A 24057-nucleotide genomic window follows, 5' to 3' on the forward strand; every position below is an offset into this window, starting at 1 on the left:
TGGACGTTCGCGACCCTTTTATCGTCTCAATGCACGCCGCGGCGTCGCTCGTAAACCGAATAGCGCGTCGCATGGCTGTCCTTTTCACCGGCCGGAACGTCCTGAGCGCTGACAAGGCGCCACAAATCCGGATCGATGTCGGGAAAATGCGCGTCGCCATCGACCGCCGCCAGCACATGGGTGACGTGCAGCCGGTCTGCCAGCGGCAGCGCCTGCGCATAGATCTCGCCGCCGCCGATGATGCAGATTTCGTCGACGCCGGCCATGCAACGCCCGCGCACCGTGGCCAGCTGGATCGCGGCCTCCAGGGAGTGCGCTACCTCGATGCCCTCGGCGCGCCAGGCCTTGTCGCGGGTCACCACGATGTTCAACCTGCCCGGCAGCGGCCGGCCGATGCCTTCATAAGTCTTGCGGCCCATGATGACGGGCTTGCCCATCGTATCGGCCTTGAAGCGCTTGAGATCGGTGGACAGCCGCCACGGTAAGCCGCCGTCGCGCCCGATGACGCCGTTCTGCGCAATGGCGACATAGATCGCGACGTCCATCAGTTGGCTCCCCCGGCGCCGTCATCCGACGGCTCCAAAAGCAATATGTCGATGTTGTGCTCGGGATAGAGATCCTGCGCCGCCGTCTCGAAGGTCGTCGGCCCGACCTTCTTGACATTGTCGCCGCAAAACGAGATCAGCGCTTTCGGATTGCCCTTGTCGACGGTTAGCTTGAACTTGCCGATGCTGCCATTGGCCCAGTTGCCGCCAGTGGTCAGGATATAGGCTATGCGGTTCTCGTAAAAATGCGGATAACCGTCGGCCTTGGCGGCCTGCCGCACCGCATTCTCGAAGCTGTCGTCCATGCAGTAGCGGGTCTTGTAGGTCGTGTACTGGCTGCCCTCGGTGAACTTGCCGTCATAGAAGAAACTCACCGATGACGTGCCGCCGACGCTCGGTTTGTAGCGGTGCGAGACGTGGACATCCTTGTTGGCCGGAAATATCGCGCGCCACCAATAGGTCGAGCGCAACTGCCACCACGGCGTATAGACCTTGTTCGCCTCGGTACCGTCGCTGCCCGTATCCTCGATGATGATGCCGCGGTTTTCCCAATCCTCGGCGACCGTTTTCGGCAGCTTCGCCAGGGCCGCCTTGGCCGCATCGCCGAACGGATTGAACGGCACGTTCTGCGCCTTCAGATCGGCGCCGATATCGATGCCGACAGCGAACACTTTCTGCTCGAGCTGCGGCTTTGCCGGCGCTCCGTCGATCGTCACCTCGAAGCCAAGGAAATTGTCGCTCTGGTTTTCCGGGATGGCCGGCATTTCCTCCGGATTGCCTTCGATGTCCGGCAGCGGAAAAGCGACGATGGCATTTACATCCTTGTCGGTGTTGTTGTGGAAGACGTAGTCGACCGTGATCTTTTCCGGCGAGATATAGAGATCCTCGCTTTGCATCGACACCGCGTCGCTACGCGACAGGATCAGGCCACCTGTGCCGAGTTCGGCGGTCGTATCATTGGCCAGCGCGGGCACGGCAAAAAGCGCCAGCGCTACGAACAGAACATATTGCAACATCGAAGCCCCTCGCCAAGAATGCCGCGACCCTAGCCGTTTCAATGTGGCGTTTCAAAGCCTTCCGTCTCCCAGCAGGACGCCACAGTGTCTGGACACGCCAATCGGCGGTCTGGACTAACAGGTTTCGATCGGGCAGGAGTTCGCGTCATGCGCAAGCTTCTCGTCATCGGCATCGGCGCCGGCAATCCCGACCATATGACCGTGCAGGCCATATCAGGCCTAAACCGGGCGGACGTCCTGTTTATCCCCGACAAGGGGGCGAAGAAGAACGACCTTGCCGAATTGCGCCGCCATATCTGCGACCGTTTCGTCAGCAATCCGAAATCGCGCCGCGTCGAGTTCGACGTGCCGGTGCGCGCCGAGCCGGCGCCTTCCTATCGCTCGACCGTCGATGACTGGCACGAGGCCATCGCCCAGATCTATGAGAGCCTAGTCCGCGACGAACTTGCCGAGGACGGCTGCGGCGCCTTCCTGATCTGGGGCGACCCCTCGCTCTATGACAGCGCGCTGCGCATCCTCGCGCGCGTACGACTGAGGGGCAATGTCGCATTCGAACTGGAGGTCATTCCCGGCATCACCGCCGTCCAGGCGCTAGCCGCCGGCCACAAGATGGCGCTGAACCGCATCGGCGACCCCGTGCTGATCACCACCGGCCGCCGCCTCGCCGAACAAGGCATGCCGCACAATGCCGGCAGCGCCGTGGTCATGCTCGACGGCAAATGCGCCTTCAACACGCTGGCAGACAAGGATCTGATCATCCACTGGGGCGCCTATCTCGGCACACCGGACGAGATCCTCGTTTCCGGTCGCCTGGGTGATGTTGGCGAAGAGATTGAGAGGACGAGAGAAGAAGCCCGGAAAAGAAAGGGCTGGATCATGGATACGTATCTGCTGCGAAAGCGGGAGTAGGCAGTAAGGTTCTTCAGTTCTTCAGTTCTTCAGTTCTTCATTTCCTCCCCTCACCCAGCATCAATCTCGGCCTGCAAGGCGTCCATATGCGTGGCCGCCGCTGCCGCCGCAGCGCGCTCGATAGCGCGAAAACGGCTGACGACTGCAAGGCCAACTGATGTCAGCTGCGCGCCGCCGCCCTTTTTGCCGCCGGTCTGCGCCGCGACCAGCGGCTTGCCGAACACACGGTTCATATCTTCCACCAGATCCCAGGCGTGCTTGTAGGACATCTCCATGCCGCGTGCCGCAGCCGAGATCGAGCCGAAAGTGGCGATCTGCTCCAGCAATTCGATCTTGCCCGGACCTATGCGCCCGTCCGGATCGAGATTTATCCGCAGGCTCAGCGACGGCATCTCTTGTCCTCTACGGTCACACTAGCCCCTCTCGACCCATAGCGCTATTCCAAAACGATATAGCGGCTATCAGCCATCCGCTTCGGCCGGCAGCCCGGCGCCGGTGTTGGCGCGGTCGAAACTGACCGTCTTGATCACCGCGAACACCTTGCCGCCGAGTTGAAGGTTCAGTACCTGCCTGGATTGTTCGGTAATGCGCGCAAGCACGGTTGCGCCATTGCAGTCGATGCCGATTTCGACCGTCGGCCCCTCGCCCGAGCCGATTGCGACGATGGCGCCCGGCAGGATGTTGAGCGCACTGAGACCTTTCGGCTGTTCGGTGGCGATCATCACGTCGCGGGCGCGGATTCGGATGCGCACAGGCGCGCCGACCGAGACCGCCAATTGCGGCACCCGGATTTCGCCCGCCGCCGAGCCGAGCACGGTCATCCCGAAGATCTCATCATGGCGCAGCACCTTGGTGTCGAGAACCGCGCCGCCCTCGCCGCGTTCCTCCGCCGGCAGCAATTCGAGCCGTTGCATGATCGCGCCGGTCGGGCCTGAGGCAGCGACCTTGCCTTGCGCCATCACCACCACGTCGCTGGCCAGCCGCGCCACCTCGGCGACGGAGTGGCTGACATATACGATGGGCAGCTTGGTCTCGTCGCGCAGCCGCTCGATATAGGGCAGGATCTCGGCTTTGCGCGCATCGTCGAGCGAGGCCAGCGGCTCGTCCATCAACAGCAGTTTCGGGCTGGCAAGCAGCGCCCGGCCGATCGCCACGCGCTGCTTCTCGCCGCCCGAGAGCTTTGCCGGTCGCCGGTCGAGCAGAGGACCGATGCCGAGCAGTTCGACGACCGCGTCGATATCCGCATAGCGCTCCGCCGGTGGCGTGAACCAGCGGCCATAGCGCAGATTGCCGGCCACGCTCATATGCGGAAACAGCCGCGCGTCCTGGAACACCATGCCGATCCGGCGCTTGTGCTTCGGCACGAAAATGCCGGCATCGGTGTCGACCAGCACACAGCCGTCGACCGCGATACGGCCCTTGGTCGGCCGGATCAGGCCGGCGATCACGTTGATCAGCGTCGTCTTGCCGGAGCCCGATGGCCCGAACAGCGCCGTCAGCCGCCCGGCGCTTTCGAAACGCGCGTCGACGGCGAAACCGCCGAGCCGATGGCTGATGTCCACCAGCACGCTCATTCGATGTCCATCCGCCGGCCGACGCGCCGCGCCAGCACTTCCGAGGCGACCAATGCGGCCATCGAGATGACGATGGAGATCAGCGTCAGCCTGAGCGCCCCGTCATCGCCGCCAGGCACCTGCGTGAAGGTGTAGATCGCCGAAGGCAGCGTCTGCGTCTCGTTGGGAATGTTGGAGACGAAGGTGATGGTGGCGCCGAACTCGCCCATCGCCTTGGCGAAGGACAGGATCGAGCCGGCGATCAGCCCGGGCAGGATCAGCGGCAGCGTGATGGTGGCGAAGACCCAAATCGGGTTGGCGCCGAGCGTTCCCGCCGCTGCCTCCATTTTGCGGTCGACCGCCTCGATCGACAGCCGGATCGCCCGCACCATCAGGGGAAAGCCCATGATACCGCAGGCCAGTGCGGCGCCGGTCCAGCGAAACGAGAAGACGATGCCGAAATGCTCGGCCAGGAACGCTCCCGCCGGCCCGCGCCGGCCGAAGGTAAGCAGCAAGAGATAACCTGTCACCACCGGCGGCAGGATCAACGGCAGGTGAACCACACCGTTGAGCAGCGTCTTGCCCCAGAATTTTCCGCGGGCCAGCAAAAGCGCCATCAAGATGCCCGGCGGCAGGCTGAACAGCATCGCCACCGTCGCCACCTTGATCGACAGCCGGACCGCATTCCATTCGTCGGGAGTGAGGTCCAGCAGCCAGTTCATGCGTCAGCCGCTACCTTAATTGCTCGGCGTGAGCACGGTGAAACCCTGATCCCTAAACAGCTCCACCGCCTTGGCGGACTGCAGGCACTTCAGGAAAGCCGGGGTATCCTTGTCCTTCGAATCGGTGGTCTGGGCAACCGGATAGATGATCGGCGGGTGCGAATCCTCCGGGAAGGTGCCGACCACCTTGACTCCCTTGTCGGCATGCGCGTCGGTGGCATAGACGATGCCGAGCGCGGCCTCGCCCGTTGAAACCAGCTTCAGCGCGGCGCGCACATTCTCGGCCTGCGCCACCTTGCCTTCGACCGACGACCAGACGCCGAGCGATTCAAGTGCCGCCTTGCCATACTTGCCGGCCGGCACCGCCTTGACGTCGCCCATGGCGAGCTTGCCGTCGCCGATCAGCTTGGCGAGGTCGAAGCCTTTCTCGATCCTGGTTTCGACCTTGGAATCCTTCGGCGCCACCAGCACGATGTGGTTGCCGAGCAGTTTCACCTCGGTGTCCGGCTTGGTCAGTTTCTTGTCGGAGAGATATTTCATCCAGTCGAGGTCGGCCGAGATGAACACATCGGCGGGCGCCCCGCTTTCGATCTGCTTGGCCAGCGCCGAGCTCGCGGCGTAGGAGACGGTCGCCGCTTCACCGACATCGGCTTCGCAGGCCTTGGTGACGGCGTCGAGCCCGTCCTTGAGGCTGGCTGCGGCAAACACGATCACCTTGTCTCCCGCGTGAGCCGCCGGCATCACGGCCATCAGAGCTACGGCAAAGCCGCCAATCGCGATCGCCCTCAAACCAAAACCTTTGTGCCCCAACATGAAAACTCTCCCTGGGCTTGAAATCTGCTGGCTCGACTCCTGCCGACCGATATATCTGGATGAATATAACAAGGGAAGGCCGCCTCCTGCGAAAGCGTATGTTCGGCATGATTGTTGTGGTTTGGACGTGCACCGAAATCCCGGAAAGGAACTCCGATGAAGATCAGCGCCCGCAACATCCTCAAGGGAACGATCGTCGAGATCGCCAAAGCACCTCGCCTGTCCGCGGTGATGTCGGCGGCTCAGTCGTCACCGCTTCGATCACCAACGAGGCCGTTGCCGATCTCGAGCTCGAAAAAGGCAAGCAGGCCTATGCCGTGATCAAGGCATCGGGCGTCATGGTCGGCATTGATTGAAGGTGGGCGGATCAGACCGCGATCGGCGCCTTGATCGACGCGTCGGCAAAATAGTTTTCCAGCCGGAAATCCTCGAAGCGGAAGGCGAACAGGTCCTTCACTTCCGGATTGATCCACAGCGTCGGCAGCGCCTTGGGCGTGCGACGCAATTGCTCGCGCGCCTGCTCGAAATGGTTGGAATAGAGATGCGCATCGCCCAGCGTATGGACGAACTCGCCGGGCTTCAGCCCGGTCACCTGCGCCACCATCAAGGTCAGCAGCGCGTAGGAAGCGATGTTGAAGGGTACGCCGAGAAAAATGTCGGCCGAGCGCTGGTAGAGCTGGCAGGACAGCTTGCCCTCCGAGACGTAGAACTGGAACAGGCAGTGGCACGGTGGCAGCGCCATCGCCTCCACTTCGGCCGGGTTCCACGCCGAAACGATCAGCCGGCGTGAATTCGGATTTCTGCGTATCTCCTTCAGAACATTGGCAATCTGGTCGATCGACCCGCCATGGCCATCCGGCCAAGAGCGCCACTGCTTGCCATAGACCGGGCCGAGATCGCCATTCTCGTCGGCCCATTCGTCCCAGATCGAAACGCCATGATCTCTAAGGTATTTGATGTTGGTGTCGCCGGCCAGGAACCACAGGAGTTCATGGATGATCGACTTCAGATGCAGCTTCTTGGTGGTGGTGACGGGAAAGCCGCGCGACAGGTCGAAGCGCATCTGGTACCCGAACACCCCACGCGTGCCGGTGCCCGTGCGGTCGCCACGGTCGGCGCCATTGTCCAGCACATGCTGCAAAAGGTCGAGATACTGGCGCATCGGCTTCGCCTCGATTCGGGGTTACCGTCATCATAACCGACTGGCCGCCGGCCGAACACAGCAAAAGGGACCAGAACGCGGCTTGCCCCATCTCTCAAGAGGTGGCGCTGCCCCTCACCTGCCTGCCGTCATCCTCTCCTCCTATAGGGACGGGGAGAGGGGCGCTGTCATCAGCGGTTTCGCCAAATCACAAGCGTTCGAGAGAGAGAGAGAGAGCCAAGGCTGCGGTCAGCCCTTTCTCCCCGTCACTATACGGGGAGAAATGCCCGGCAGGGCAATGAGGGGCGGTGCTGATCTCCGGTGAGGAGCAAAATCAAACGCGCGCTCTGCCTATCGGCAATAATCTCTACAAAGAGCCGAGCTTGCCCAGATCCTTGGCGACCAGATAGTAGAAAGTCACGCGGCTCTTGGAGCTGTCGGCGGCCAACGCCTTGCAGGTCTTCTCGATCGCAGAGTCGGCTTTCGCCCCGTCGGTCACGCCGAGTTTCTTGGCAACCCAGTTGGTCTTGACGCGCTCCAATTCCTTGGGGTCGGTGCAGGATACCAGCGAGGAATCGCGGTTGCGCAGCGCGATGCCCAGATGTTTTACAATCTTGGCAACCACATCGGCATTTGCGGCGGCGTCGTATTTCTTCACGTCTGCGAGATAATCGGCCATCAAATTTCCCCATGTCGGCGCCACGGGATCCGATCGATGAGGGCTGTGGCGCGCTGCCGCAACTTGTGCGCTCGGTCGATACTCCTCACCATCGCAAAGCTTCGGTTGAGACCGCGCGCGAGTCAACCCTCGGCGCCGCAGTTTGGTGCGGCCAAGAAGTGTCATTGCGGCCTTTCATTTTGTGCGCCCGCCCCCTATATTCGTTTTGTCGGCTTGACCGACTATGGCGATAAATGGGCGATGTAATAAGCCGTTCGGACCCGGGGGCGGTACCCGGCGCCTCCACCAAGAACCGCTCTGTGATCAGAGCGGCTGTTGCTGGGGGCGAAATAGGATCGACGAAGGTGTAAAGATCGTACTTTTGCCCGGCATGGTACCACCGTCATCGGGCTAAACCTGTAGTTGCAAATGACAACTATGCGGAAGCACGTCTCGCCGCGTAAGCGGTGCGATAGCTTCAAATCAAGCCCTAGAGGTTCGCACTTCTAGGCGGGGTTCGGAGGTACCTGGCAACAGAAACCTCCACTTCTCCCCTCCTCGATATCGTATGCTCAATGCCGGCTGCCGCTGGCCGGATTTCGCATGACGATGGGCCGCGAAGCCTACACCAAATTGAGCCATGAGCTGGTGCAATTTGCCGCTGGCGTCGGTCGAAGGCCGTGGTTCTGGCCGGGGCCGGATTACCCCAGACGTGAAAAAGGCCGGGATGACCCGGCCTTTCCGGTCGATTGCGGTCAGCTTACTCGGCCGGCGCTTCAACGGCTTCGCGCGAGCGGCCAAGCGTCAGTTTGGCCAGCGTGAACGAGATTACGGCGCAGAGCGTGATGCCGGCCACCATGGGCAGCGGGGTGCCGTCGAAGAAGATGCCGGCGACGCCCATCGCCAGAGCGCCGATGGCGAAGTGCAGCGTGCCCATCAGCGCCGACGCCGTGCCGGCGATCTCGCCATGCTCTTCCATGGCCAGCACCGACGTCGTCGGGATGACCAGGCCGAGGAAGCCGTAGCCGACGAACAGCAGTGCCGCCATCACATCGAGCCGGTCGACGCCGGTCGCCATGACTGCGAACAGCACCACCATCGTCGTGGCATAGCCGGTCACCGCCACCCAGACGACGCGCTTCAGCCCGAAGCGCTCCGACAGCAGTCCCGTCAGCTGCGACATGCCGATGAAGGCGACCGCATTGATCGAGAAGAACACGCTGTAGACGGAAGGCGACAGCCCGTAATGGTCGATCAGGATGAAGGACGAACTCGAGAGGTAGACGAAGAAGCTGGCGATGCCGAAGCCGGCGATCGCCACCAGGCCGAGGAAATTGCGATCACCCATGAGGAAGCGATAGCCGGCGAGTGCGGTTCCGAAGGAGGAACCGACGCGTTCTTCCGCCGGCCGCGTCTCCTTCAGCGAGGTCGCCAGCAGAATGGTGGCCAGCAGGGCCGCGCCCGTCACCGTCCAGAACACGGCGCGCCAGCCGAGATTCTCGATGATCTGGCTGCCGGTCAGCGGCGCCAGGATCGGCGACACCGAAAACACCAGCATCAGCAGCGACATCAGCTTGGCGGCTTCGGTGCCGGTGTGCAGGTCGCGCACGATGGCGCGCGGCACCGCCATGCCGGCGCTGGCGCCCAGTCCCTGCAGGAAGCGGAAGGCGATCAGCCATTCGATGGTCGGGCTCATGGCCGAACCGATACCGCCGACCATGAACAGCGCGAGGCCGCCGTAAAGCGGCAGCTTGCGGCCGACCATGTCGGAGATCGGTCCGACGACGATCTGGCCGAAGCCCATCGACAGGAAGAAGATCAAAAGGCTCATCTGAACGGCGGCGGTGCCGGCATGCAGATCCTCGCCGATCGAAGGCAACGCCGGCAGATACATGTCGATGGCGAAGGGGCCGATAGCGGACAACAGGCCGAGCACGACCGCGATGCGGAGGAATTTGGGACTCATGATAAAGGCTTCTTTCAAGTCTGGTTGGCGCCGCCAACGCGACGACTAACCCTAGGACGTTCCATCCCGTTGAAATCCGACGGCTCAGAGCGAGATTATTCGTCTCTACGGAGCGAATTCCCATTTATTGTGTCCACAAATTTAGACAGCCTTGTCTAATTCGTCAATCACCTCTATATAGATTTCTATGAAGCTTGCCGTTTCTCCTGACATTTTCCCGCCACGCGGCCACGAGGCCAAGCGTATGTCGATTATCGATGCGGCGGCTTCGGTCTTCTGCCGGGAAGGCTTTGCCGGCGCCAATATCGACCTGATCGCGGTGGAGGCCGGCGTGTCGCGCCAGACCATCTACAATCACCACCGCGACAAGGAAAAGCTCTTCATGGCTGTGGTGCGCGATCTGACGGAGCGCTGCAATGCCGGCATCTTCGCCACCTTCGCCTCTTTCCCAGACCAGCCGAAGGATCTGGAAGCCGACCTGATCGGCTTTGCCGTGCGCATGAATCAGAACTGCATCTGCAACCGCGACGGACGCTTCCTGCGCAAGCTGATCCAGACCGAAGGCGAGCGCTATCCCGAGCTCTTCGCAGAATGGCGCGACCAGGGGCCGGGCCGAACCTGGCCCGCACTTGCCGCCCGTTTTGCCCGCCTCGCCCATGCCGGCCATCTCGCAGTCGACGATCCGGATGTCGCGGCGCGCCAGTTCCTGGCGCTGGCCAACGCCGAACTGCAGACCACCTTCATGCTAGGCGGCATGCCGTCGGAAGACGAAGTGTTGCAATCCGCCACCCACGGCGTGCGCACCTTCCTGCGCGCTTTTGGCAAGCGCAGATCCGCGGCAGCGGTGGAAAAACAGCTGGCCAGCGCCTGAACGTCAAAGCCGGCGATCAAATCGTTCGTCACGGGCTTCGCTTCGGCGCATCAGCGATCTATATCCGGTTTACGCCGCGCTCAAGCTTGATTACAGCTATGCGGACGATTCAACGGAACCCGACCAGCACATGGCCGACGACCACATCCGCTACGACATTCTGGCCCAGGAGGCATTGCGCGGCGTCATGCGCAAGGTTCTGGCCGAAGTCGCGCGCACCGGCCTTCCCGGCAATCATCATTTCTTCATCACATTCCTGACCGGCGCGCCGGGCGTGCGGGTGTCCTCCAGGCTGCGCGAGCGCTATCCCGAACAGATGACCATCGTCATCCAGTTCCAGTATTGGGACCTCAAGGTGACCGATACCGGCTTCGAGGTCGGGCTGTCCTTCTCCGACGTGCCGGAGAAGCTGGAAATCCCGTTCTCGGCCGTACGCGGCTTCTACGACCCATCGGTCAATTTCGAACTCGAATTCGACGTCAAGACCGACGTCCCGGCGGAAGACGATGCAGCCGCCCAGCCGGCTCCAGAGCCTTTGGCTATCGTCTCCGAGAAAAAGCCGAAGGCCGAGAAGAAGGCAGCTGCCACCGAGGCCGAGAAAAAGCCCGCCGTGGCCGATGCCGCCGCCGGCAAGGGCGCCGACGTCGTGTCGCTCGACGCCTTCCGCAAGAAGTAGCGGGACGGTCGGCGCGACATGGGCGAAATCGTCAACCTTCGCCAGGTCCGCAAGCAGAAGGCGCGCACCGAAAAGGAAAAGCTCGCCGGCGAGAACCGCGCTCTGCACGGCCGTTCCAAAGCCGAAAGAACTCGTGACCGTCTGACATCGGACAAGGCCGAAAAATTCGTCGCCGGCCACCGCCGCGAACGCCCGGAAGACCAGGGCGATTGATGGACCGCCTGCGGTGAGCCCGGTCGAAAAACGCTCCGTGACCATCCGCGGCCATCGCACCAGCTATTCCCTCGAAAAACCCTTTTATGACGATCTCGTCGCCATCGCCGCCGCGCGCAAGCTGACGCTTGCTGCCCTGGTCGCCGAAATCGACGAAACAAGGCCGCGCGATGCGAATCTGTCGTCGGCCCTCAGGCTCCACGTGCTGGACTGGGCCAAGCGCGGCGCCAGAACTTCTTAGGCCTTTATGACCGCATCCTGTTTCTTGCGGCGGGTGCCAAATCCCAGGAGCGTCGAGCGATCACGTTCCTCGGCAAGCTTCTTCGACCGGACGCGCATCAGATCTTTCCAGCCGACATAGCCGACCAGCCGCGCGTCCTCGCGCGCGACAACCGGCAGATGCGAGACATTGGCCATCAGCAGCTTGTCGGAAAGACCCTCGAGATACTCGTCCGGATAGGCAAGCGTGAGCTTGCCGCCGGCAAGCAATTCGCCAAGCGTCGTGGTGCGGTGCTCGCCCGCGCGCCTCCAGCGCAGGATCGCCGGCGGATCGATGACGCCAAGCACCTGGCCGTCTTCGCTGACGACGGGAAAGCTCGGATGCCGCGTCTGGGGCGCGGTCAGGAAGGCGGCTGCGCCATGTAGCGTCATCGTCGCCGGCACGCTCTCCACCTGCGCGGTCATGACCTCGCGCACCCTGGTGAGCGCGAACGGATCGACACGATATTCTCGAACCAGATGATGCCCTCGCCTGGCAATCTTTTCCGTCAGGATCGACCGCTTCATCAAAAGCACGGTGACGGCGTGAGCGGCCGCGCAAGCGGCGATCAACGGCACCAGCACATGGGTGTTGCCGGTGAGTTCGACCGCAAAGAAGGTCGCCGTCAGCGGCGCGCGCATGGTGCCGCCCATGGTCGCCGCCATCGCCAGCAACGGCCAGAAGCCGGGCGTCGCCTCAGGCAGGATGCCGGCGAGAACCGCGCCCATGGCGCCGCCCATGATCAGCAGCGGCGCCAGCACGCCACCGGACGTTCCAGAACCGAGCGCCACCGACCAGATGATCGCCTTGACCACCAATAGGACAAGTGCGGCCGTGGCGATCAAGCGGCCATCGAGCATGTCGGCGATGTTGTCATAGCCGACGCCCAATGCCTGCGGCTCGATCAGTCCGCCAATGCCGACCACCAGGCCACCGATCATCGGCCACCACATCCAGTGTATCGGCAGCTTCTGGAAAGCGTCTTCGCAGGCATAGACCATCTGGGTCAGCAGGCCGGACAGGAGCCCGGCGCATATCCCGATCAGCACCCAGCCGCCCAGACCGGTGAACGAAGCCTCCATGCTGCCTTGGAACGGGAAGATCGGCCCCGGCAAATGCAGCATGGTGCGCTCGACCTCGGCAATGATGGCGGCAACGGCCACGGGGATGAAGCTGCGCGGCGTCCATTCGAAGAGCAGCAGTTCCACCGCCAGCATGATGGCCGCGATCGGCGTTCCGAACACGGTGGTCATGCCTGCCGCCGCGCCCGCCACGAGCAGCGTCTTGCGCTCATTGTCGCTGACCGGCAGCATCTGCGCGATCAGCGAGCCGATGGCGCCGCCGGTCATGATGATCGGCCCTTCGGCGCCGAACGGACCGCCGCTGCCGATCGAGATCGCCGACGACAGCGGCTTGAGGATCGCCACCTTGGCATCAAGCCGTGAGCGACCGAGCAGGATTGCCTCGATGGCCTCGGGGATTCCGTGGCCGCGGATCTTCTCGCTGCCATATCTGGCCATCAAGCCGATGATCAGCGCGCCGATCACCGGAACGACGACCGCGGCGTAACCGAGCGGCGTGTGCTGCAGCTTCAGATTGGCGAATGAGAATTGGCCGAAATAAGCGAAGTTGGTGGCAAGCTGGATCAGCTTAAGCAGCGCAATACCGGCAAACAGTCCTGCGGTTGCAACCACCACGGCGATCGCCGCGATGAGCAGCACGCGCGCATCGGTAGTGAAGTCGCGCAGGTGAGTTTCCGAGGATTTCATGTGGCGTCCAGCTTTCCGACGACGCCGAGCGCGCCATCCTGTTGTCGGGCCGCTATGTATCGTAACACGACATAAATATTCAAGGTCGTTCTCGACCGATTTACCGCGTCATTTTGGACAACGACTGCGCGCCGGCCGTTGAGCTTTTCAGACAAAGGGCGATAGAGATCGGAAATGACCGTGCCAAAGAACCCACGCCCCGCCATCTCGCAGGCCGACTACCAGCGCCTGTCCGAATTCCGTTACCTGATCCGGCGCTTCCTCGAATTCAGCCAGACGCAGGCCAACGATGCCGGCCTGACGCCGCGCCAGCATCAGGCGCTGCTGGCGATCAAGGGGTTTCCGGATGGCGGGCCGGTCACGGTTGGCGACTTGGCCGAGCGCCTGCGCATCCGCCACCACAGCGCCGTCGAGCTGGTCAACCGCCTAGGCGAGGCAGGACTTGTGATCCGGCATCAGGACAAACACGACCAGCGGCGCGTGTTTTTGCGCTTGACCGAACACGCCGAAGACCGTCTTGCCGAATTGTCCGCCGCGCATCTCGATGAGCTCAAGCGCATCGAACCGATGCTGGAACGCCTGCTGACCCGTCACAAGCAATAGTCCGCAAGTCGTGGACCGGTGCGCCGGCAATGCGGATGCCTAATTGCCCAGCGACTTCAGCAGATTGTCGACGGAGAACGGATTTGTCCTGGGCTTCGGCGGCGCCGGGGCCGAACCGTCACTGACACCGGGAAGTGAGCGGTCGACCTTCGGCGCCTGCTCCTGAGCCTTGCGCTCGGCCTCCAGCCTGGCTTTTTCCTGCGAAGCGATCCGAGCCTGTTCGGCCTTCTTCCGTTCGTCCTCGGCCTTGGCGGCGTCTTCGGCAGCCTGCTCTTCCGCCTGGGCTTTCGCGTCCGCATCTGCCTTGGCCTTTGCGTCAGCCTCTGCCTGCGCTTTCGCATCGGCATCGGCCTTTGCTTCGGCATCCGCCTTGGCCTTGGCATCCGCTTCGGCCTGTGCCTTCGCATCGGCCTGTGCCTTCGCCTTGGCGTCGGCCTCGGCTTTGAGCCGTGCCGCTTCCTCCTGCTTGCGCAATTCCTCGGCGGCGTTGTCGCGCTCGGTCTGCAGGGCGGCGTAGTAGCGCACCTCGCGCCGCAGCCGCTGCTTCTCGAGCAGTGCGGCCTGCATCGCCTCGACCCGCTGCTGCTCCTTTTCCAGCGCGCGCTGGGTCAAAAATTGCGCCAGCGGCTCGCTGTCGAACTGCTTCTTCAGCGCCCCGAACGGCCCATCGACGCTGAAATTGACCGTCGGATCGGAGCCGATCAGCGCCTCGTCGCCAGGCTTGTAGGTGACAGCGCCCTTGGTGGCGACGGTGCCGGTGTTGAGGTCGGCCGTGATGTCGGCAGACAGCGTCGCCGCCTGGTTTTCGAGTTTCATCGGTGGTGCCCGCAACGTGCCGCCGGCGACCGTGAAGGCCATGTCGGCATCGCCGGCTGCAAAGCTGCCGTCGCCGGCAATCTGCGGCGCAAAGCCCGCGGTCTTGGCCACGTCGATGTCGCGCCCGATCGCATCAGCCTTGGCAATCAACGCGCCGAAGGCATCGGGATTGACGCCGGCAATGGTGAGGCCTTTCAGCGCCGCCGTGCCCGAGCCGGAGAGTGCGGCAATCATCGCGTCGACCGATTTGCCGCTGGTCGACAGCCCTGTCGAGAAGTCGCCGCTGCCACTCAAGCCGGCAGCCGGCAGCACGGTCGCCAGGTCAGCGCCGGCAAGCCTCATCTGGCCGGAGAACAGCCCCGTGCCGTCTGTGTTCTTCAACTCGAACAATCCGGTGAGCGCGCCGCCGAGCAGTTTTGCCTTCAGGTCCGAAACGCGGATGCCTTCCTGGTCCAGTTTCAACGACAGCGACGCGTCATAGGCTGTCGCCAGCGGTCCGGCGGCAAGCGTCGCCGTCGTCAGGTCGAGATCGGCGCTGAACGGCAGGCTGGATTTCTGGCTGAATGGCGCCGTCGGCCAGTTCGCGTTGCTGCTGAGTAACGACTGGTCACCGAACAGCGCAACCGCAATCGGGTCGAGGTCCAGTTCGTCGAGCGCCAGCGCACCGGCAAAATGCGGCAGCCCCTGCTTCGCATCGATGTTGACGTCGCCCGAAATCTCCGACTCGTTGATGGATCCGCTGAGGCCGCTCAACACCAGCAGGCCATTGCCGAAATCGGCATCCGCGCTGAGCGAGGTCGAGGTGCCCGTGCCCATTCCCGGCAGGCCGGCGCCGGTGGTCATCAGCCACGGCTCTATATCGGAGGCGTCGAGGCCGATCTTGCCCTTGGCGGTGGCGCCTTGCGGTGTCTGAGCAACGGTGCCGTCGAACGTCGCCCTGAAGTCGTCGGCGGCGAAATTGAAGCTCGTCGCCAGGCCGCCGCCAAACGTGCCTTTGGCCGAAATATCGGTGCTTGCCTGGCCGAGCATGCCGAGCGGCAGCGCCGGCAGGCCGTAGAGCGCCAGCAGCACGGTGGCGTCGGGATTTTTGGCGTTGAAGGTCAGCGTCACCGGCGCGTCGAGCAACTGGCCGACGGCACCCTTGCCCGACAGCGACGCCGAAAAGGCCGAACCGCCGGCCTTGCCTTGTCCGCTCACCGCCAGCCCGGTCGTGCCGTCGCCATTGTCGGCGGCGCTCGCCACCAGATCGACGCGCGCGTCCTGGAACAGTTCAGGATAGGCGGCCGTGCGGCCAGCCAGTCCCTTCAGCATCAGATTGTCGGGATAGTGTTGCGCGGCAATGTCGATCAGCGGCTTCAGATCGACGGCGACCACCGAGGCATCGAGCTTGCCGGTCGGGCTTGCCGGAAAATCCTTGATACGGCCGGTGGCGCTGATCGAGACGCCGGCAAGGCCGCCAATCGACAGCCGGTCGATTTCGAGCAGCCCGTCGCGGAGCCGGAGCGCGGTATCGACCGTGTCGGCGGTGAGCCCGCCGGCATTGACCGGCCCTGCCTTGATCTGAAAATCGAGGTCACGGTCGGAAAAGCGGTTGGCGCCCTTGTCGCTGACGAAGATCGAGGCGAAGGCCGTCAGCCCGTCGACATCGAGTTCGCCGCCCTCGAGCCGCATCAGCACCGAGGACTTGGCGTCGTCGGGCTGGTTGGAATCGATGCGGCCGGTGAACTTCGACTTGCCGAGGATCAGTTCGAGATCGCTGAACGCCTGGCGCTTCTCCGACAGGTCCACCTTGGCCTTGAAGCCGGCGGCCGGCAGCCGGCGGATCGCCTCGTCGACATCTTTCGACAACCAGGCAGCAAAGCCGGAAGGCTGCGCCACCGCCAGCAGCATGGAGCCGCTGAAACCGAAATGATCTTCGACGCTGAGCATGCCGCTGGCTTCCAGCGTCGTGCGCCCGGGCAAGGTCGCGGCCAGCGATTTCACCGACCAGCCGCCCTCGACCGGCTCGGCCGAGAGATGCACGTCGCGCACCGTGGTGTCGCCAGCCACCACCGCCGGCAGCTTGACCTCGACAGTGCCGGGGATACTCGGCTTCGGCAGTTCGAGCAGCGCCTGCTCGATCCCGGCAATGCGCTGGTCCAGCGTCAGGCCGGCGCCCTTCTCAGCGCCCACCGCCTCGTCCAGTTGCACCTGCGCGCCATTGGCCTCGATGGCGAAGTTCGGCCTAAGGCCGAGATCGACCGAAGCCTTGCCGTCGGCTGTGTAGGGATTGTCGAGCGGCCCGGTCTCGAAGCGGAATTCGTCGACGCCAAGCTTCTGATGGTCGAGCGAGAACTTGCCGTTCAGCCTGAACCCCGGATCGGGTTTGCCGGCGCTGATTTTGACGCTCTCGCCATCGCCGCCGCGCAGTTCGGCGCTGTTTTTGTCGTTGCCGGAAATCTTGAACTGGCCGGAATAGACGGCAGCCCCATTGACGATGCCGGCATTGCCGTCGGTTTCGATGACCAGTGGATAGGCATCGGGATCGACCTTGAGCCTCAGCCGCATCTGGCCGCTGCCTTCGGCCTTGCCGGTCGAAGCCGCAACAGTCGAACGCAGTCCGTCGAGCAGCAACGTTCCATCCATGCGCCACGGCCCGGCCAGCGACTTGGCAGAGATGGTCGAATTGATCTCGGAAATCAGATGGCTGCGCCCGCCTGCGGCATGGCGGAGCGCAATTTCTCCCTCCGTCACCGTGAGCTTCTCGATCGAGATCTGGTTGAGATCGAAGGGCGAGGACGGCCGTATCGCCCAGTCGACCGTGCCGTTATCGGCGATGTCGATCGTCGCCTTCGGATGCACCAGCCGCATGTCGAAAATCAGCACTTCGCCACGCAGGAACGGCGCCAGTTCCGCGTCCATCGAAAAGGTCTCGACGGTCATTGCCGGCTGGCCGCCGGGGCCGCCGGCGACCGTGACGTTTGAGAAGGTCACCGAGGGGAACGGCAACAGCCGCGCCGTGGCGTCGCCTTGCACCGTCACCTTGCGGCCGAGAATGGCGCTCGCCTCGCGCTCGAATTGGGCGCGGTACCCGGTCCAATCGACAAAATACGGCACCACCAGCGCCGCAACCAGCACCAGCACAAACAAGCCACCGAAGATCACGAACAGGCGTGCGAGCATCAGCTCCGAACGGGTTGATTGAAAGTCAGCCGCACTCTACCCGCATCAGCGTGTCGATAAAGAGGCAATTCATCCAGAGTTGCTTGATCTCTGATGTATCTGGAAGAGCAGAGATTTTTGGACGCCTTTGACCGCGGTCCGGCCTGTGCGTAAGAGACTATCCTGCCATGGCCCGTCGGCGATATTCGTTCAGCAGCACCACCATCTCCTCGGGGGACAATGTCCAGCCCTGGGGTAATGCGGCTTCGGCGCCCAGGCTTTTGGTCACGCTGCCCATGACGGAGCTTTTCTTGACCCCCGGTGCGAAATTGTACCCGATCATATCGCCGATTCTGCGCCGGCGATGGACGACGAAGAAGCTTTCGATATCCTTCCAGGGGACCAGCTTGGGCGATCGAACAAGGCCTCCGCCGAGACTGAAACCTTGTCCGTTCAGCACCAGAATCTGCGGCCGCACAAGCTGCCAGGCAAACACCAACGCGACCAGCCCGAAAAAGGCCACGCACCACCAAAGGCCGGCGGTGTCGCCGTCCTCGGAGACATAAATCAGGAAAGCGCAGGCCAGGACAAAGAAGAGGCTGGCCGACAGCAATAACAGTGTCTTGCCAAGCGATGCCCTTATAATCAGGGTATCCATTGCCGCTCCTCACATTTCGGCTATGCAGGTAATATCTTGCCTGGGTTCATGATGTCTTGCGGGTCGAGCGCTTTTTTTATGGAGCGCATGATGTCGACACCATGGCCGAGCTCATGGCGCAGGAAGCCGATCTTGCCCTGGCCGATGCCGTGTTCGCCGGTGCAGGTGCCGTCCATGGCGATCGCCCGCATGTTCAGCCGCGAGACGAATTTCTCCGCCAGCGCGATCTCTTTGGGGTCGTTGACATCCATCAGCACCAGCACATGGAAATTGCCGTCGCCGGCATGGCCGACGATCGGCGCAACCAGGCCCATCTCGGCAATGTCGGCCTCGGTTTCGGCAACGCATTCGGCCAGCCGCGAGATCGGCACGCAGACATCGGTCGAAAGACCCTTGGCGCCCGGCCGTAGCGTCAGCGACGCCCAATAAGCATCGTGCCTGGCTTTCCAGAGTTTCGTGCGCTCCTCGGCGACGCTGGTCCAAAGGAATGGCCCGCCGCCATTGTCTTCAGCAATGGCACCGAAGGTCTCGGCCTGTTCGGCGACGCCGGCATCGCTGCCGTGGAACTCGACGAACAGGCACGGGCTCTCGGGATAATCGAGCTTCGAGTAATTCTTCATCGCCCGCATCTGCAGCCCATTGACCAGTTCGATGCGCGCCACCGGAATGCCCATCTGGATGGTCGCGATGACCGCGTTGCAGGCCGCCTCGAGGTTTGGAAACGGGCAGACGCCGCCGGAGATCGCCTGCGGAATGCCTTGCAGCTTCAAGGTCAGCGAGGTGATGATGCCGAGCGTGCCTTCCGAGCCGACCAGAAGCCGCGTCAGATCGTAGCCGGCCGAACTCTTTTTCGCCCGCTTGCCGGTCGTCACCGTCTCGCCATCGGCCATGACGGCTTTCAGCGACAGCACGTTTTCACGCATCGTGCCGTAGCGCACCGCATTGGTGCCGGAGGCCCGCGTTGCCGCCATGCCGCCGAGCGAAGCATTGGCGCCGGGATCGATGGGGAAGAACAGGCCGGTATCGCGCAGGTGCCGATTCAAATCCTCGCGCGTTACGCCAGGCTCGACCGTGCAGTCGAGATCCTCGGGGTTGACCGACAGGATGCGGTTCATGCGCGAGGTGTCGACCGAGATGCCGCCACCCGGCGCGTTGGTGTGGCCCTCCAGCGAGGAACCGACGCCGAAGGCGATGACCGGCACGCGGTGCGCGGCGCAGGCACGTACGATCTCCTGCACCTCTTCTGTCGTCTCCGGGAACGCGACACCGTCAGGCGCCTGCGTCGGAATATAGGTGGTGGTATGCGCATGCTGCGAGCGGATCGCCGCGCCTGTCTGGAAGCGTTCGCCGAGCTGCTGCTTGAGAATGCCGAGCACGGCGGCGATGCCTTCCTCGTTGCGTTCGACCGGATTGAGGTCGCTCAGAGCCATGAATTCCTCCGCGAATGGACCAGCGTCCACGCTTGTTATGCGATTATGGATGCGTAGTCTCGACTGCCGCGCTCTGTCCAGCACCAGAACAAGGAACTTTCCATGCCTGTTCCCGCCCCCTTCGTTTCCAAACAGATGGACATCGAGAAGGACTGGATCGACTACAACGGCCATCTCAACATGGCCTATTACAACGTGTTGTTCGACCGCTGCTCGGATGAGGCGTTCGAGGCGATGGGCATGGGGCTGGACTATGTCAAAGAGCGGCGCCTGACCATCTACACGGCCGAAGTCCATGTTTGCTATGTCCAGGAACTGCACCTCGAACACAAGGTCGTCGTATCCTTCCAGCTGATCGATCACGACGACAAGCGGCTGCGGGCCTACCAGGAAATCCGCCATGTCGATGGCTGGCTCGCCGCCACTTCCGAAACCCTGTCGCTGCATGTCGACATGTCCGGGCCGAAAGTCGCGCCCTTCCCCGCCGACGTGCAGGCCAAGGTGGAAGCGATGCGCGCCGCCCACTCTGCACTGCCGATGCCCGAGCGCGCCGGCCGTTCGATCGGTATTCGCCGCAGGACCGCTTGAAGCGCTGCTGCGCCCGCGTTAACCTTACCAAGGTTTTAACGTGAACAAGCCATTTGGGCCATTGAACGACTCAGCGGACCGTTTGAGAACGGTGCCATGCGAGTTGCGATGCGGGCGGCGGGCAACAGGCGGTTCGAGGAACGTGCATGAAAACCGACATCAAGGTCGAGGTGGACAGGCTGGCTGCCGATCCGCGCATCACCGACTATGATTTCTGGCGCTCGTTGAAGAACGTCAACAACGAGATCTTCCACATCGCCAACAACAACGAGCCAATCCCCTTCGACATGATCCGCTGGCGCGCCATCCTGAAGCAGGCGCGCATGAAGCGTGGCCACGCCTGACGTTTCCCCTGCTCTGAGAAGCCGACACTGGCGAGCGCCGCCACGGACAATTGCGACCTGATCATTTCTATAGGTCGGCGCCACCCCTGCTTTCAGCGAATCGGCTACATCCGACAACCTTCAAGCTCATTTATTTCAATCCGTTGTGGAACCGGCGATTCGGTTCCGCAAATGGCTGCCCGCGACAAGAAGATCAAGATTGAACCAATTCCACGTCTAAGCCGTTGTGACCCCTGAAAAACGGCTTGGAGTGAAAGCATGGACTGGAAAAGGACCAGGGAACCGGCCGACGCATGGCACATGACGGACAATCTGCATGCCGAGCACGGCAAGGGCGATCCGTTCGCGGCTGCCATCCGCGCCACCCGCATGTCGATGGTCATCACCGATCCCCGTCAGGCGGACAATCCAATCGTCTTTGCCAATGACGCGTTCCTGCGCCTGACCGGCTATGAGCGCGACGAGGTCATGGGCAAGAACTGCCGCTTCCTGCAGGGGCCAGAGACAGACAAGGCAGCTGTGGCTAGCGTCCGCGACGCGATAGCAGCGGGAACCGATATCGCCATCGATCTGTTGAATTACCGCAAGGACGGCTCGACATTCTGGAATGCGCTCTACATCAGCCCGGTTTCCAACGACAAAGGCGAACTCCTGTTCTTCTTTGCCTCACAGCTCGATGTCTCCGATCGCAAGCGCTCCGAGGATCGCATCACCGCCGACAAGAACCGCTTTGAAAAGGCTGTCAAGGAACGCACGCGCGAGCTTGAGGCCGCCCTTGAGGCGCAGACCACGCTGCTGCACGAGGTCGACCATCGGGTGAAAAACAACCTGCAGATGATCTCCTCGCTGATCATCATGCAAAGCCGGGCAATCAAGGATGAAGCGACGAAGCGATCCCTGACCACCATGCTGGAGCGCATCGAGGCGCTGAGCACTGTGCATCGCCGTCTCTACCAGTCAAAGGATGTCAGCCGCTTCGATGTCTCGGATTTCGCCAGGGATCTGGTCACCGACCTGCTGACCGCATCGGGGCGCGCCGAGATCAAGCCGACGCTGGACCTCGAACCCATCGTCATTCCGGCCGAAAAAGCCACGCCTGTTGCCTTGATGGTCAATGAGCTTGTCACCAACGCGCTGAAGCATGCCTTCAAGGAAAAGCCGGACGGCACCACCGCGGGGCGCATCGGCATCAAGATGAGCCAGCCCGACGGCCACTTCAACATCGAGGTTTCCGATGACGGCGTCGGCATGGCCGAGGCCAGTGGCGATGCTTTCTTTCGGCATGCGGCTGATCAAGTCGCTTGCCCGTCAGTTGCATGCCGACATCGAATGGCGCGACGCCGGCCCGGGCACAAAGGTCGTCATCTCGATGCCGAACCAACCGCAGCAGAAAGGGAAGCTGTCATGAACGAACCGCTCAAGGTCCTGATCGTCGAGGATGAGGCGTTGCTGGCGATGGAACTGGAAAGCCTCGTCGAGGAAGCCGGCCACAGCGTTGTGGGTTGGGCGACATCGTTGGCCGAAGCAAGAGGTATGATTGATACCGCCGATGCCGATATTGCCTTTGTCGATATCCACCTCGCCGACGGACCAACCGGGGTCGAGGTTGCCGAGCATATCCGCGAGGGTAACCGTTCCATGGTGGTGTTCATGACCGCCAATCCAAAACGCATCCCCGACCATTTCGCCGGCGCGATCGGCGTCATCGCCAAGCCCTACACGATGAACGGACTGGTGTCGGCGTTGCGCTATCTGCAGGAGGGCGTGCGGCGCCCGCCCCCGGTCTCGGTGCTGCCGGCCGGTTTTACGCTGTCGCCGGCCTATGAAAGCGTATGGGCGTCGTCGGCGGCCTGAAGCTTACGCCAGCTTCTCCTTGAGGAAAGCGATCGTCCGTCCCCAGGCGAGATCGGCTGCCTTCTTGTCATAGCGCGCGGCCGAGGTGTCGTTGTTGAAGGCATGGTTGACGCCGTCATAGACATAGACGGTGTATTCGACATGGGCGGCGTCGAGCGCCTTCTTGTAGGCATCGATGCCGGCGTCGATGCGCTCGTCCAGCCCGGCATAGTGCAGCAACAGCGCCGCCTTGATCTTCGCCACATCCTCGGCCTTCGGCTGCATGCCGTAATAGGCGACGCCGGCGGCGAGATCGGGCGCGTTGACCGCCAGATTGTTGACCGTGCCGCCGCCCCAGCAGAAGCCGACAGCACCGACCTTGCCGTTGCCGTCCTTCTCGCCCTTGAGATAGGCGATGGTCGCCACACCATCGGCGGTGACATGGCTGGCGTCGAGCTTGGTGAACATGTCGCGCGCCTTGTCCTCGTCGGCGGGCGTGCCGCCGAGCGGCGACAGGAAATCCGGGGCCAGCGCCACGAACCCCTCCAGCGCAACGCGCCGCGCCACATCCTTGATATGCGGGTTGAGCCCCCTGTTCTCATGCACCACGATGACGGTGCCGAGCTTGCCGGACTGGTCCGCCGGCCTGACAAGATAGCCCTTCATCTCACCGCTGCTGCCGGAATAGGTGATATCTTCAGCCTTCACGCGCGGATCGTTGTCGGCGACGATTGCCGCCTGCGCCGAATTCGCCGCAAGCAGCGGCGCGATCGCGGCCGCCGCCGCGCCCGATCCGGCAAGCCTGGTCAGCTGTTCCATGAAGCGGCGGCGGTCGAGCGTCAGATGCGTGTATTCGTCATAGGCATCGATCATCGCCTGGGTGATGGCAGGTTTGGCAGGTTTGACGGCTTCGGCGGTAGGTTTCGTCATGGCGTGCTCCTCGTTAGGAGATGATCTCACGGTCACTCCGGGATGACCTCATGGTCACTCCGGGATGACCTCGCGGTCACTCCGGGATGACTCGCGGATCAAGATAGGGTGCAAGCTCGCACGGTCCAGTCTCGGATGGGTGACGCTTGCGCCATCGAACGATGCGGCGGCCCCGCGGAACGCGCCCATCACATTTTGGTCATTTCAGAGAATGTCGATGGTGCCGCCACAATATGGAAGGAAGCTGATGATGGTCTCGCTCGTAGCGGCGAGCCCGACGAGAAGGAACAACGCCATGACCTTGTCTACTCCGATCCTTGCAAGCGCGCTCGTGCTTGCTGTTGCTGCCTTGCTGGCAATGCGCTCCGCTGCTGCCGCAGCCGCCGCTCGGATGGTGAAGGTCCGCGTCGACCGGCGTCGGCCGGCACCACGCTGATCCAGCAGGCCGAAACAGGGCCGCAGCTAACCAATGAAGTACTGGGCTCCATGCCCAGCCTCAAAGGCCATCTCTTACGCAAGCTGACCAAGGCTGGTGCTGCCCCTCATCGCCCTGCCGGGCCCCTTCTCCCCGTATAGATGCCGGCAGGCAGATGAGGGGCGGCG

The 24057-nt window shown here is 62.7% G+C and carries 24 protein-coding genes, 1 other RNA gene and 1 pseudogene; 12 read left to right on the forward strand and 14 right to left on the reverse strand.

Annotation, left to right across the window (positions count from 1 at the left end):
* Positions 1–26 precede the first annotated feature (26 nt).
* Positions 27–545, reverse strand: coding sequence for a dihydrofolate reductase (locus NKJ76_RS14595; protein ID WP_023667408.1), 519 nt, complete (start codon positions 543–545; stop codon positions 27–29).
* Positions 545–1561, reverse strand: coding sequence for a DUF4424 domain-containing protein (locus NKJ76_RS14600; RefSeq protein WP_352537727.1), 1017 nt, complete (start codon positions 1559–1561; stop codon positions 545–547). The genes NKJ76_RS14595 and NKJ76_RS14600 overlap by 1 nt, the downstream gene beginning before the upstream one ends.
* A gap of 147 nt (positions 1562–1708) precedes the next feature.
* On the opposite strand from NKJ76_RS14600, the gene cobF reads away from it, so the two are divergent.
* Positions 1709–2470 (forward strand): precorrin-6A synthase (deacetylating), encoded by a 762-nt coding sequence (cobF, locus tag NKJ76_RS14605; protein ID WP_352537728.1) that lies wholly within the window; start codon positions 1709–1711, stop codon positions 2468–2470.
* A 50-nt stretch (positions 2471–2520) separates the two neighbouring features.
* Here the strand turns inward: cobF and NKJ76_RS14610 are convergent, their stop codons facing one another.
* The 4 genes from NKJ76_RS14610 to modA form a co-directional block, all read right to left on the reverse strand.
* Complete coding sequence (locus tag NKJ76_RS14610; protein ID WP_023667411.1) at positions 2521–2862, reverse strand: winged helix-turn-helix domain-containing protein; 342 nt, start codon at positions 2860–2862, stop codon at positions 2521–2523.
* A gap of 69 nt (positions 2863–2931) precedes the next feature.
* Positions 2932–4044, reverse strand: a complete 1113-nt coding sequence (modC, locus tag NKJ76_RS14615; protein WP_023668327.1) for a molybdenum ABC transporter ATP-binding protein — start codon at positions 4042–4044, stop codon at positions 2932–2934.
* Positions 4041–4745, reverse strand: a complete 705-nt coding sequence (gene modB / locus NKJ76_RS14620; protein WP_023667413.1) for a molybdate ABC transporter permease subunit — start codon at positions 4743–4745, stop codon at positions 4041–4043. The genes modC and modB overlap by 4 nt, the downstream gene beginning before the upstream one ends.
* A 15-nt stretch (positions 4746–4760) precedes the next feature.
* Positions 4761–5558 carry a molybdate ABC transporter substrate-binding protein gene (modA, locus tag NKJ76_RS14625; RefSeq protein ID WP_023735950.1) on the reverse strand — a complete coding sequence of 266 codons (798 nt, stop codon included), beginning with the start codon at positions 5556–5558 and terminating at the stop codon, positions 4761–4763.
* A 156-nt stretch (positions 5559–5714) separates the two neighbouring features.
* On the opposite strand from modA, the pseudogene NKJ76_RS14630 reads away from it, so the two are divergent.
* Positions 5715–5914: pseudogene (locus tag NKJ76_RS14630) on the forward strand (TOBE domain-containing protein).
* An 11-nt stretch (positions 5915–5925) separates the two neighbouring features.
* Here NKJ76_RS14630 and NKJ76_RS14635 read toward each other — a convergent pair.
* Entirely contained in the window at positions 5926–6720 is a 795-nt protein-coding gene (locus tag NKJ76_RS14635) for a thymidylate synthase (RefSeq protein WP_023682098.1), read from the reverse strand.
* A gap of 346 nt (positions 6721–7066) precedes the next feature.
* On the reverse strand, positions 7067–7378 hold the full coding sequence (locus NKJ76_RS14640) for a DUF2853 family protein (RefSeq protein ID WP_023668323.1): 312 nt from the start codon (positions 7376–7378) through the stop codon (positions 7067–7069).
* 168 nt (positions 7379–7546) lie between these two features.
* Here NKJ76_RS14640 and ssrA point away from each other — a divergent pair.
* Positions 7547–7905: a transfer-messenger RNA gene (gene ssrA / locus NKJ76_RS14645) on the forward strand.
* Positions 7906–8117: 212 nt separating this feature from the next.
* Here the strand turns inward: ssrA and NKJ76_RS14650 are convergent.
* Positions 8118–9323 carry a multidrug effflux MFS transporter gene (locus tag NKJ76_RS14650; protein ID WP_352537729.1) on the reverse strand — a complete coding sequence of 402 codons (1206 nt, stop codon included), beginning with the start codon at positions 9321–9323 and terminating at the stop codon, positions 8118–8120.
* A gap of 187 nt (positions 9324–9510) precedes the next feature.
* Here NKJ76_RS14650 and NKJ76_RS14655 point away from each other — a divergent pair, with 187 nt between their 5' ends.
* The 4 genes from NKJ76_RS14655 to NKJ76_RS14670 all read left to right on the forward strand — a co-directional run bounded on the left by NKJ76_RS14655 (position 9511) and on the right by NKJ76_RS14670 (position 11324).
* The gene (locus NKJ76_RS14655) at positions 9511–10194 is read left to right on the forward strand and encodes a TetR/AcrR family transcriptional regulator (RefSeq protein WP_023668320.1); all 684 of its coding nucleotides are present in this window, start codon (positions 9511–9513) and stop codon (positions 10192–10194) included.
* A 130-nt stretch (positions 10195–10324) separates the two neighbouring features.
* Entirely contained in the window at positions 10325–10870 is a 546-nt protein-coding gene (locus tag NKJ76_RS14660; protein WP_023699585.1) for an SspB family protein, read from the forward strand.
* Positions 10871–10888: 18 nt separating this feature from the next.
* Complete coding sequence (locus NKJ76_RS14665) at positions 10889–11083, forward strand: DUF4169 family protein (protein ID WP_023667420.1); 195 nt, start codon at positions 10889–10891, stop codon at positions 11081–11083.
* Positions 11084–11096: 13 nt separating this feature from the next.
* Positions 11097–11324: a ribbon-helix-helix domain-containing protein gene (locus tag NKJ76_RS14670; RefSeq protein ID WP_352537730.1), complete on the forward strand. Its 228-nt coding sequence runs from the start codon at positions 11097–11099 to the stop codon at positions 11322–11324.
* Here the strand turns inward: NKJ76_RS14670 and NKJ76_RS14675 are convergent.
* Positions 11321–13111 (reverse strand): chloride channel protein, encoded by a 1791-nt coding sequence (locus NKJ76_RS14675; protein ID WP_352537731.1) that lies wholly within the window; start codon positions 13109–13111, stop codon positions 11321–11323. The genes NKJ76_RS14670 and NKJ76_RS14675 overlap by 4 nt on opposite strands.
* Positions 13112–13285: 174 nt before the next feature.
* On the opposite strand from NKJ76_RS14675, the gene NKJ76_RS14680 reads away from it, so the two are divergent.
* Positions 13286–13714 (forward strand): MarR family winged helix-turn-helix transcriptional regulator, encoded by a 429-nt coding sequence (locus tag NKJ76_RS14680; protein WP_352537732.1) that lies wholly within the window; start codon positions 13286–13288, stop codon positions 13712–13714.
* A gap of 39 nt (positions 13715–13753) precedes the next feature.
* On the opposite strand, the gene NKJ76_RS14685 is transcribed toward NKJ76_RS14680, so the two are convergent.
* The 3 genes from NKJ76_RS14685 to NKJ76_RS14695 form a co-directional block, all read right to left on the reverse strand.
* Complete coding sequence (locus NKJ76_RS14685) at positions 13754–17692, reverse strand: AsmA family protein (protein WP_352537733.1); 3939 nt, start codon at positions 17690–17692, stop codon at positions 13754–13756.
* Positions 17693–17849: 157 nt separating this feature from the next.
* The gene (locus NKJ76_RS14690; protein WP_023682104.1) at positions 17850–18329 is read right to left on the reverse strand and encodes a hypothetical protein; all 480 of its coding nucleotides are present in this window, start codon (positions 18327–18329) and stop codon (positions 17850–17852) included.
* A gap of 20 nt (positions 18330–18349) precedes the next feature.
* Positions 18350–19759: an FAD-binding oxidoreductase gene (locus NKJ76_RS14695; RefSeq protein WP_352498816.1), complete on the reverse strand. Its 1410-nt coding sequence runs from the start codon at positions 19757–19759 to the stop codon at positions 18350–18352.
* A gap of 102 nt (positions 19760–19861) precedes the next feature.
* Here NKJ76_RS14695 and NKJ76_RS14700 point away from each other — a divergent pair, with 102 nt between their 5' ends.
* The 3 genes from NKJ76_RS14700 to NKJ76_RS14710 all read left to right on the forward strand — a co-directional run bounded on the left by NKJ76_RS14700 (position 19862) and on the right by NKJ76_RS14710 (position 22545).
* The gene (locus NKJ76_RS14700) at positions 19862–20347 is read left to right on the forward strand and encodes a thioesterase family protein (protein WP_023805532.1); all 486 of its coding nucleotides are present in this window, start codon (positions 19862–19864) and stop codon (positions 20345–20347) included.
* Positions 20348–20493: 146 nt separating this feature from the next.
* Positions 20494–20691, forward strand: a complete 198-nt coding sequence (locus NKJ76_RS14705; RefSeq protein ID WP_013531006.1) for a hypothetical protein — start codon at positions 20494–20496, stop codon at positions 20689–20691.
* Positions 20692–20949: 258 nt separating this feature from the next.
* Positions 20950–22545: a histidine kinase dimerization/phosphoacceptor domain -containing protein gene (locus NKJ76_RS14710; RefSeq protein ID WP_352537734.1), complete on the forward strand. Its 1596-nt coding sequence runs from the start codon at positions 20950–20952 to the stop codon at positions 22543–22545.
* A gap of 3 nt (positions 22546–22548) precedes the next feature.
* On the opposite strand, the gene NKJ76_RS14715 is transcribed toward NKJ76_RS14710, so the two are convergent.
* Complete coding sequence (locus NKJ76_RS14715; protein ID WP_023735955.1) at positions 22549–23454, reverse strand: dienelactone hydrolase family protein; 906 nt, start codon at positions 23452–23454, stop codon at positions 22549–22551.
* A 295-nt stretch (positions 23455–23749) separates the two neighbouring features.
* Between NKJ76_RS14715 and NKJ76_RS14720 the strand changes: the two genes are divergently transcribed.
* Entirely contained in the window at positions 23750–23890 is a 141-nt protein-coding gene (locus tag NKJ76_RS14720; RefSeq protein ID WP_023713551.1) for a hypothetical protein, read from the forward strand.
* The last annotated feature ends 167 nt before the right edge of the window (positions 23891–24057 follow it).

It is taken from the genome of Mesorhizobium sp. M0029, assembly GCF_040323735.1.
Lineage (GTDB): Bacteria > Pseudomonadota > Alphaproteobacteria > Rhizobiales > Rhizobiaceae > Mesorhizobium.

What these genes read in the sequence shown, in the direction of transcription:
- modA (WP_023735950.1), bottom strand. Translation starts at nt 5,558, where the DNA reads ATGTTGGGGCACAAAGGTTTTGGTTTGAGGGCGATCGCGATTGGCGGC.
- cobF (WP_352537728.1), top strand. Translation starts at nt 1,709, where the DNA reads ATGCGCAAGCTTCTCGTCATCGGCATCGGCGCCGGCAATCCCGACCAT.
- NKJ76_RS14705 (WP_013531006.1), top strand. Translation starts at nt 20,494, where the DNA reads ATGAAAACCGACATCAAGGTCGAGGTGGACAGGCTGGCTGCCGATCCG.
- NKJ76_RS14690 (WP_023682104.1), bottom strand. Translation starts at nt 18,329, where the DNA reads ATGGATACCCTGATTATAAGGGCATCGCTTGGCAAGACACTGTTATTG.
- NKJ76_RS14660 (WP_023699585.1), top strand. Translation starts at nt 10,325, where the DNA reads ATGGCCGACGACCACATCCGCTACGACATTCTGGCCCAGGAGGCATTG.
- modC (WP_023668327.1), bottom strand. Translation starts at nt 4,044, where the DNA reads ATGAGCGTGCTGGTGGACATCAGCCATCGGCTCGGCGGTTTCGCCGTC.
- NKJ76_RS14720 (WP_023713551.1), top strand. Translation starts at nt 23,750, where the DNA reads ATGACCTTGTCTACTCCGATCCTTGCAAGCGCGCTCGTGCTTGCTGTT.
- NKJ76_RS14600 (WP_352537727.1), bottom strand. Translation starts at nt 1,561, where the DNA reads ATGTTGCAATATGTTCTGTTCGTAGCGCTGGCGCTTTTTGCCGTGCCC.
- NKJ76_RS14665 (WP_023667420.1), top strand. Translation starts at nt 10,889, where the DNA reads ATGGGCGAAATCGTCAACCTTCGCCAGGTCCGCAAGCAGAAGGCGCGC.
- NKJ76_RS14655 (WP_023668320.1), top strand. Translation starts at nt 9,511, where the DNA reads ATGAAGCTTGCCGTTTCTCCTGACATTTTCCCGCCACGCGGCCACGAG.
- NKJ76_RS14710 (WP_352537734.1), top strand. Translation starts at nt 20,950, where the DNA reads ATGGACTGGAAAAGGACCAGGGAACCGGCCGACGCATGGCACATGACG.
- NKJ76_RS14650 (WP_352537729.1), bottom strand. Translation starts at nt 9,323, where the DNA reads ATGAGTCCCAAATTCCTCCGCATCGCGGTCGTGCTCGGCCTGTTGTCC.
- modB (WP_023667413.1), bottom strand. Translation starts at nt 4,745, where the DNA reads ATGAACTGGCTGCTGGACCTCACTCCCGACGAATGGAATGCGGTCCGG.
- NKJ76_RS14685 (WP_352537733.1), bottom strand. Translation starts at nt 17,692, where the DNA reads ATGCTCGCACGCCTGTTCGTGATCTTCGGTGGCTTGTTTGTGCTGGTG.
- NKJ76_RS14595 (WP_023667408.1), bottom strand. Translation starts at nt 545, where the DNA reads ATGGACGTCGCGATCTATGTCGCCATTGCGCAGAACGGCGTCATCGGG.
- NKJ76_RS14640 (WP_023668323.1), bottom strand. Translation starts at nt 7,378, where the DNA reads ATGGCCGATTATCTCGCAGACGTGAAGAAATACGACGCCGCCGCAAAT.
- NKJ76_RS14635 (WP_023682098.1), bottom strand. Translation starts at nt 6,720, where the DNA reads ATGCGCCAGTATCTCGACCTTTTGCAGCATGTGCTGGACAATGGCGCC.
- NKJ76_RS14700 (WP_023805532.1), top strand. Translation starts at nt 19,862, where the DNA reads ATGCCTGTTCCCGCCCCCTTCGTTTCCAAACAGATGGACATCGAGAAG.
- NKJ76_RS14715 (WP_023735955.1), bottom strand. Translation starts at nt 23,454, where the DNA reads ATGACGAAACCTACCGCCGAAGCCGTCAAACCTGCCAAACCTGCCATC.
- NKJ76_RS14675 (WP_352537731.1), bottom strand. Translation starts at nt 13,111, where the DNA reads ATGAAATCCTCGGAAACTCACCTGCGCGACTTCACTACCGATGCGCGC.
- NKJ76_RS14610 (WP_023667411.1), bottom strand. Translation starts at nt 2,862, where the DNA reads ATGCCGTCGCTGAGCCTGCGGATAAATCTCGATCCGGACGGGCGCATA.
- NKJ76_RS14680 (WP_352537732.1), top strand. Translation starts at nt 13,286, where the DNA reads ATGACCGTGCCAAAGAACCCACGCCCCGCCATCTCGCAGGCCGACTAC.
- NKJ76_RS14695 (WP_352498816.1), bottom strand. Translation starts at nt 19,759, where the DNA reads ATGGCTCTGAGCGACCTCAATCCGGTCGAACGCAACGAGGAAGGCATC.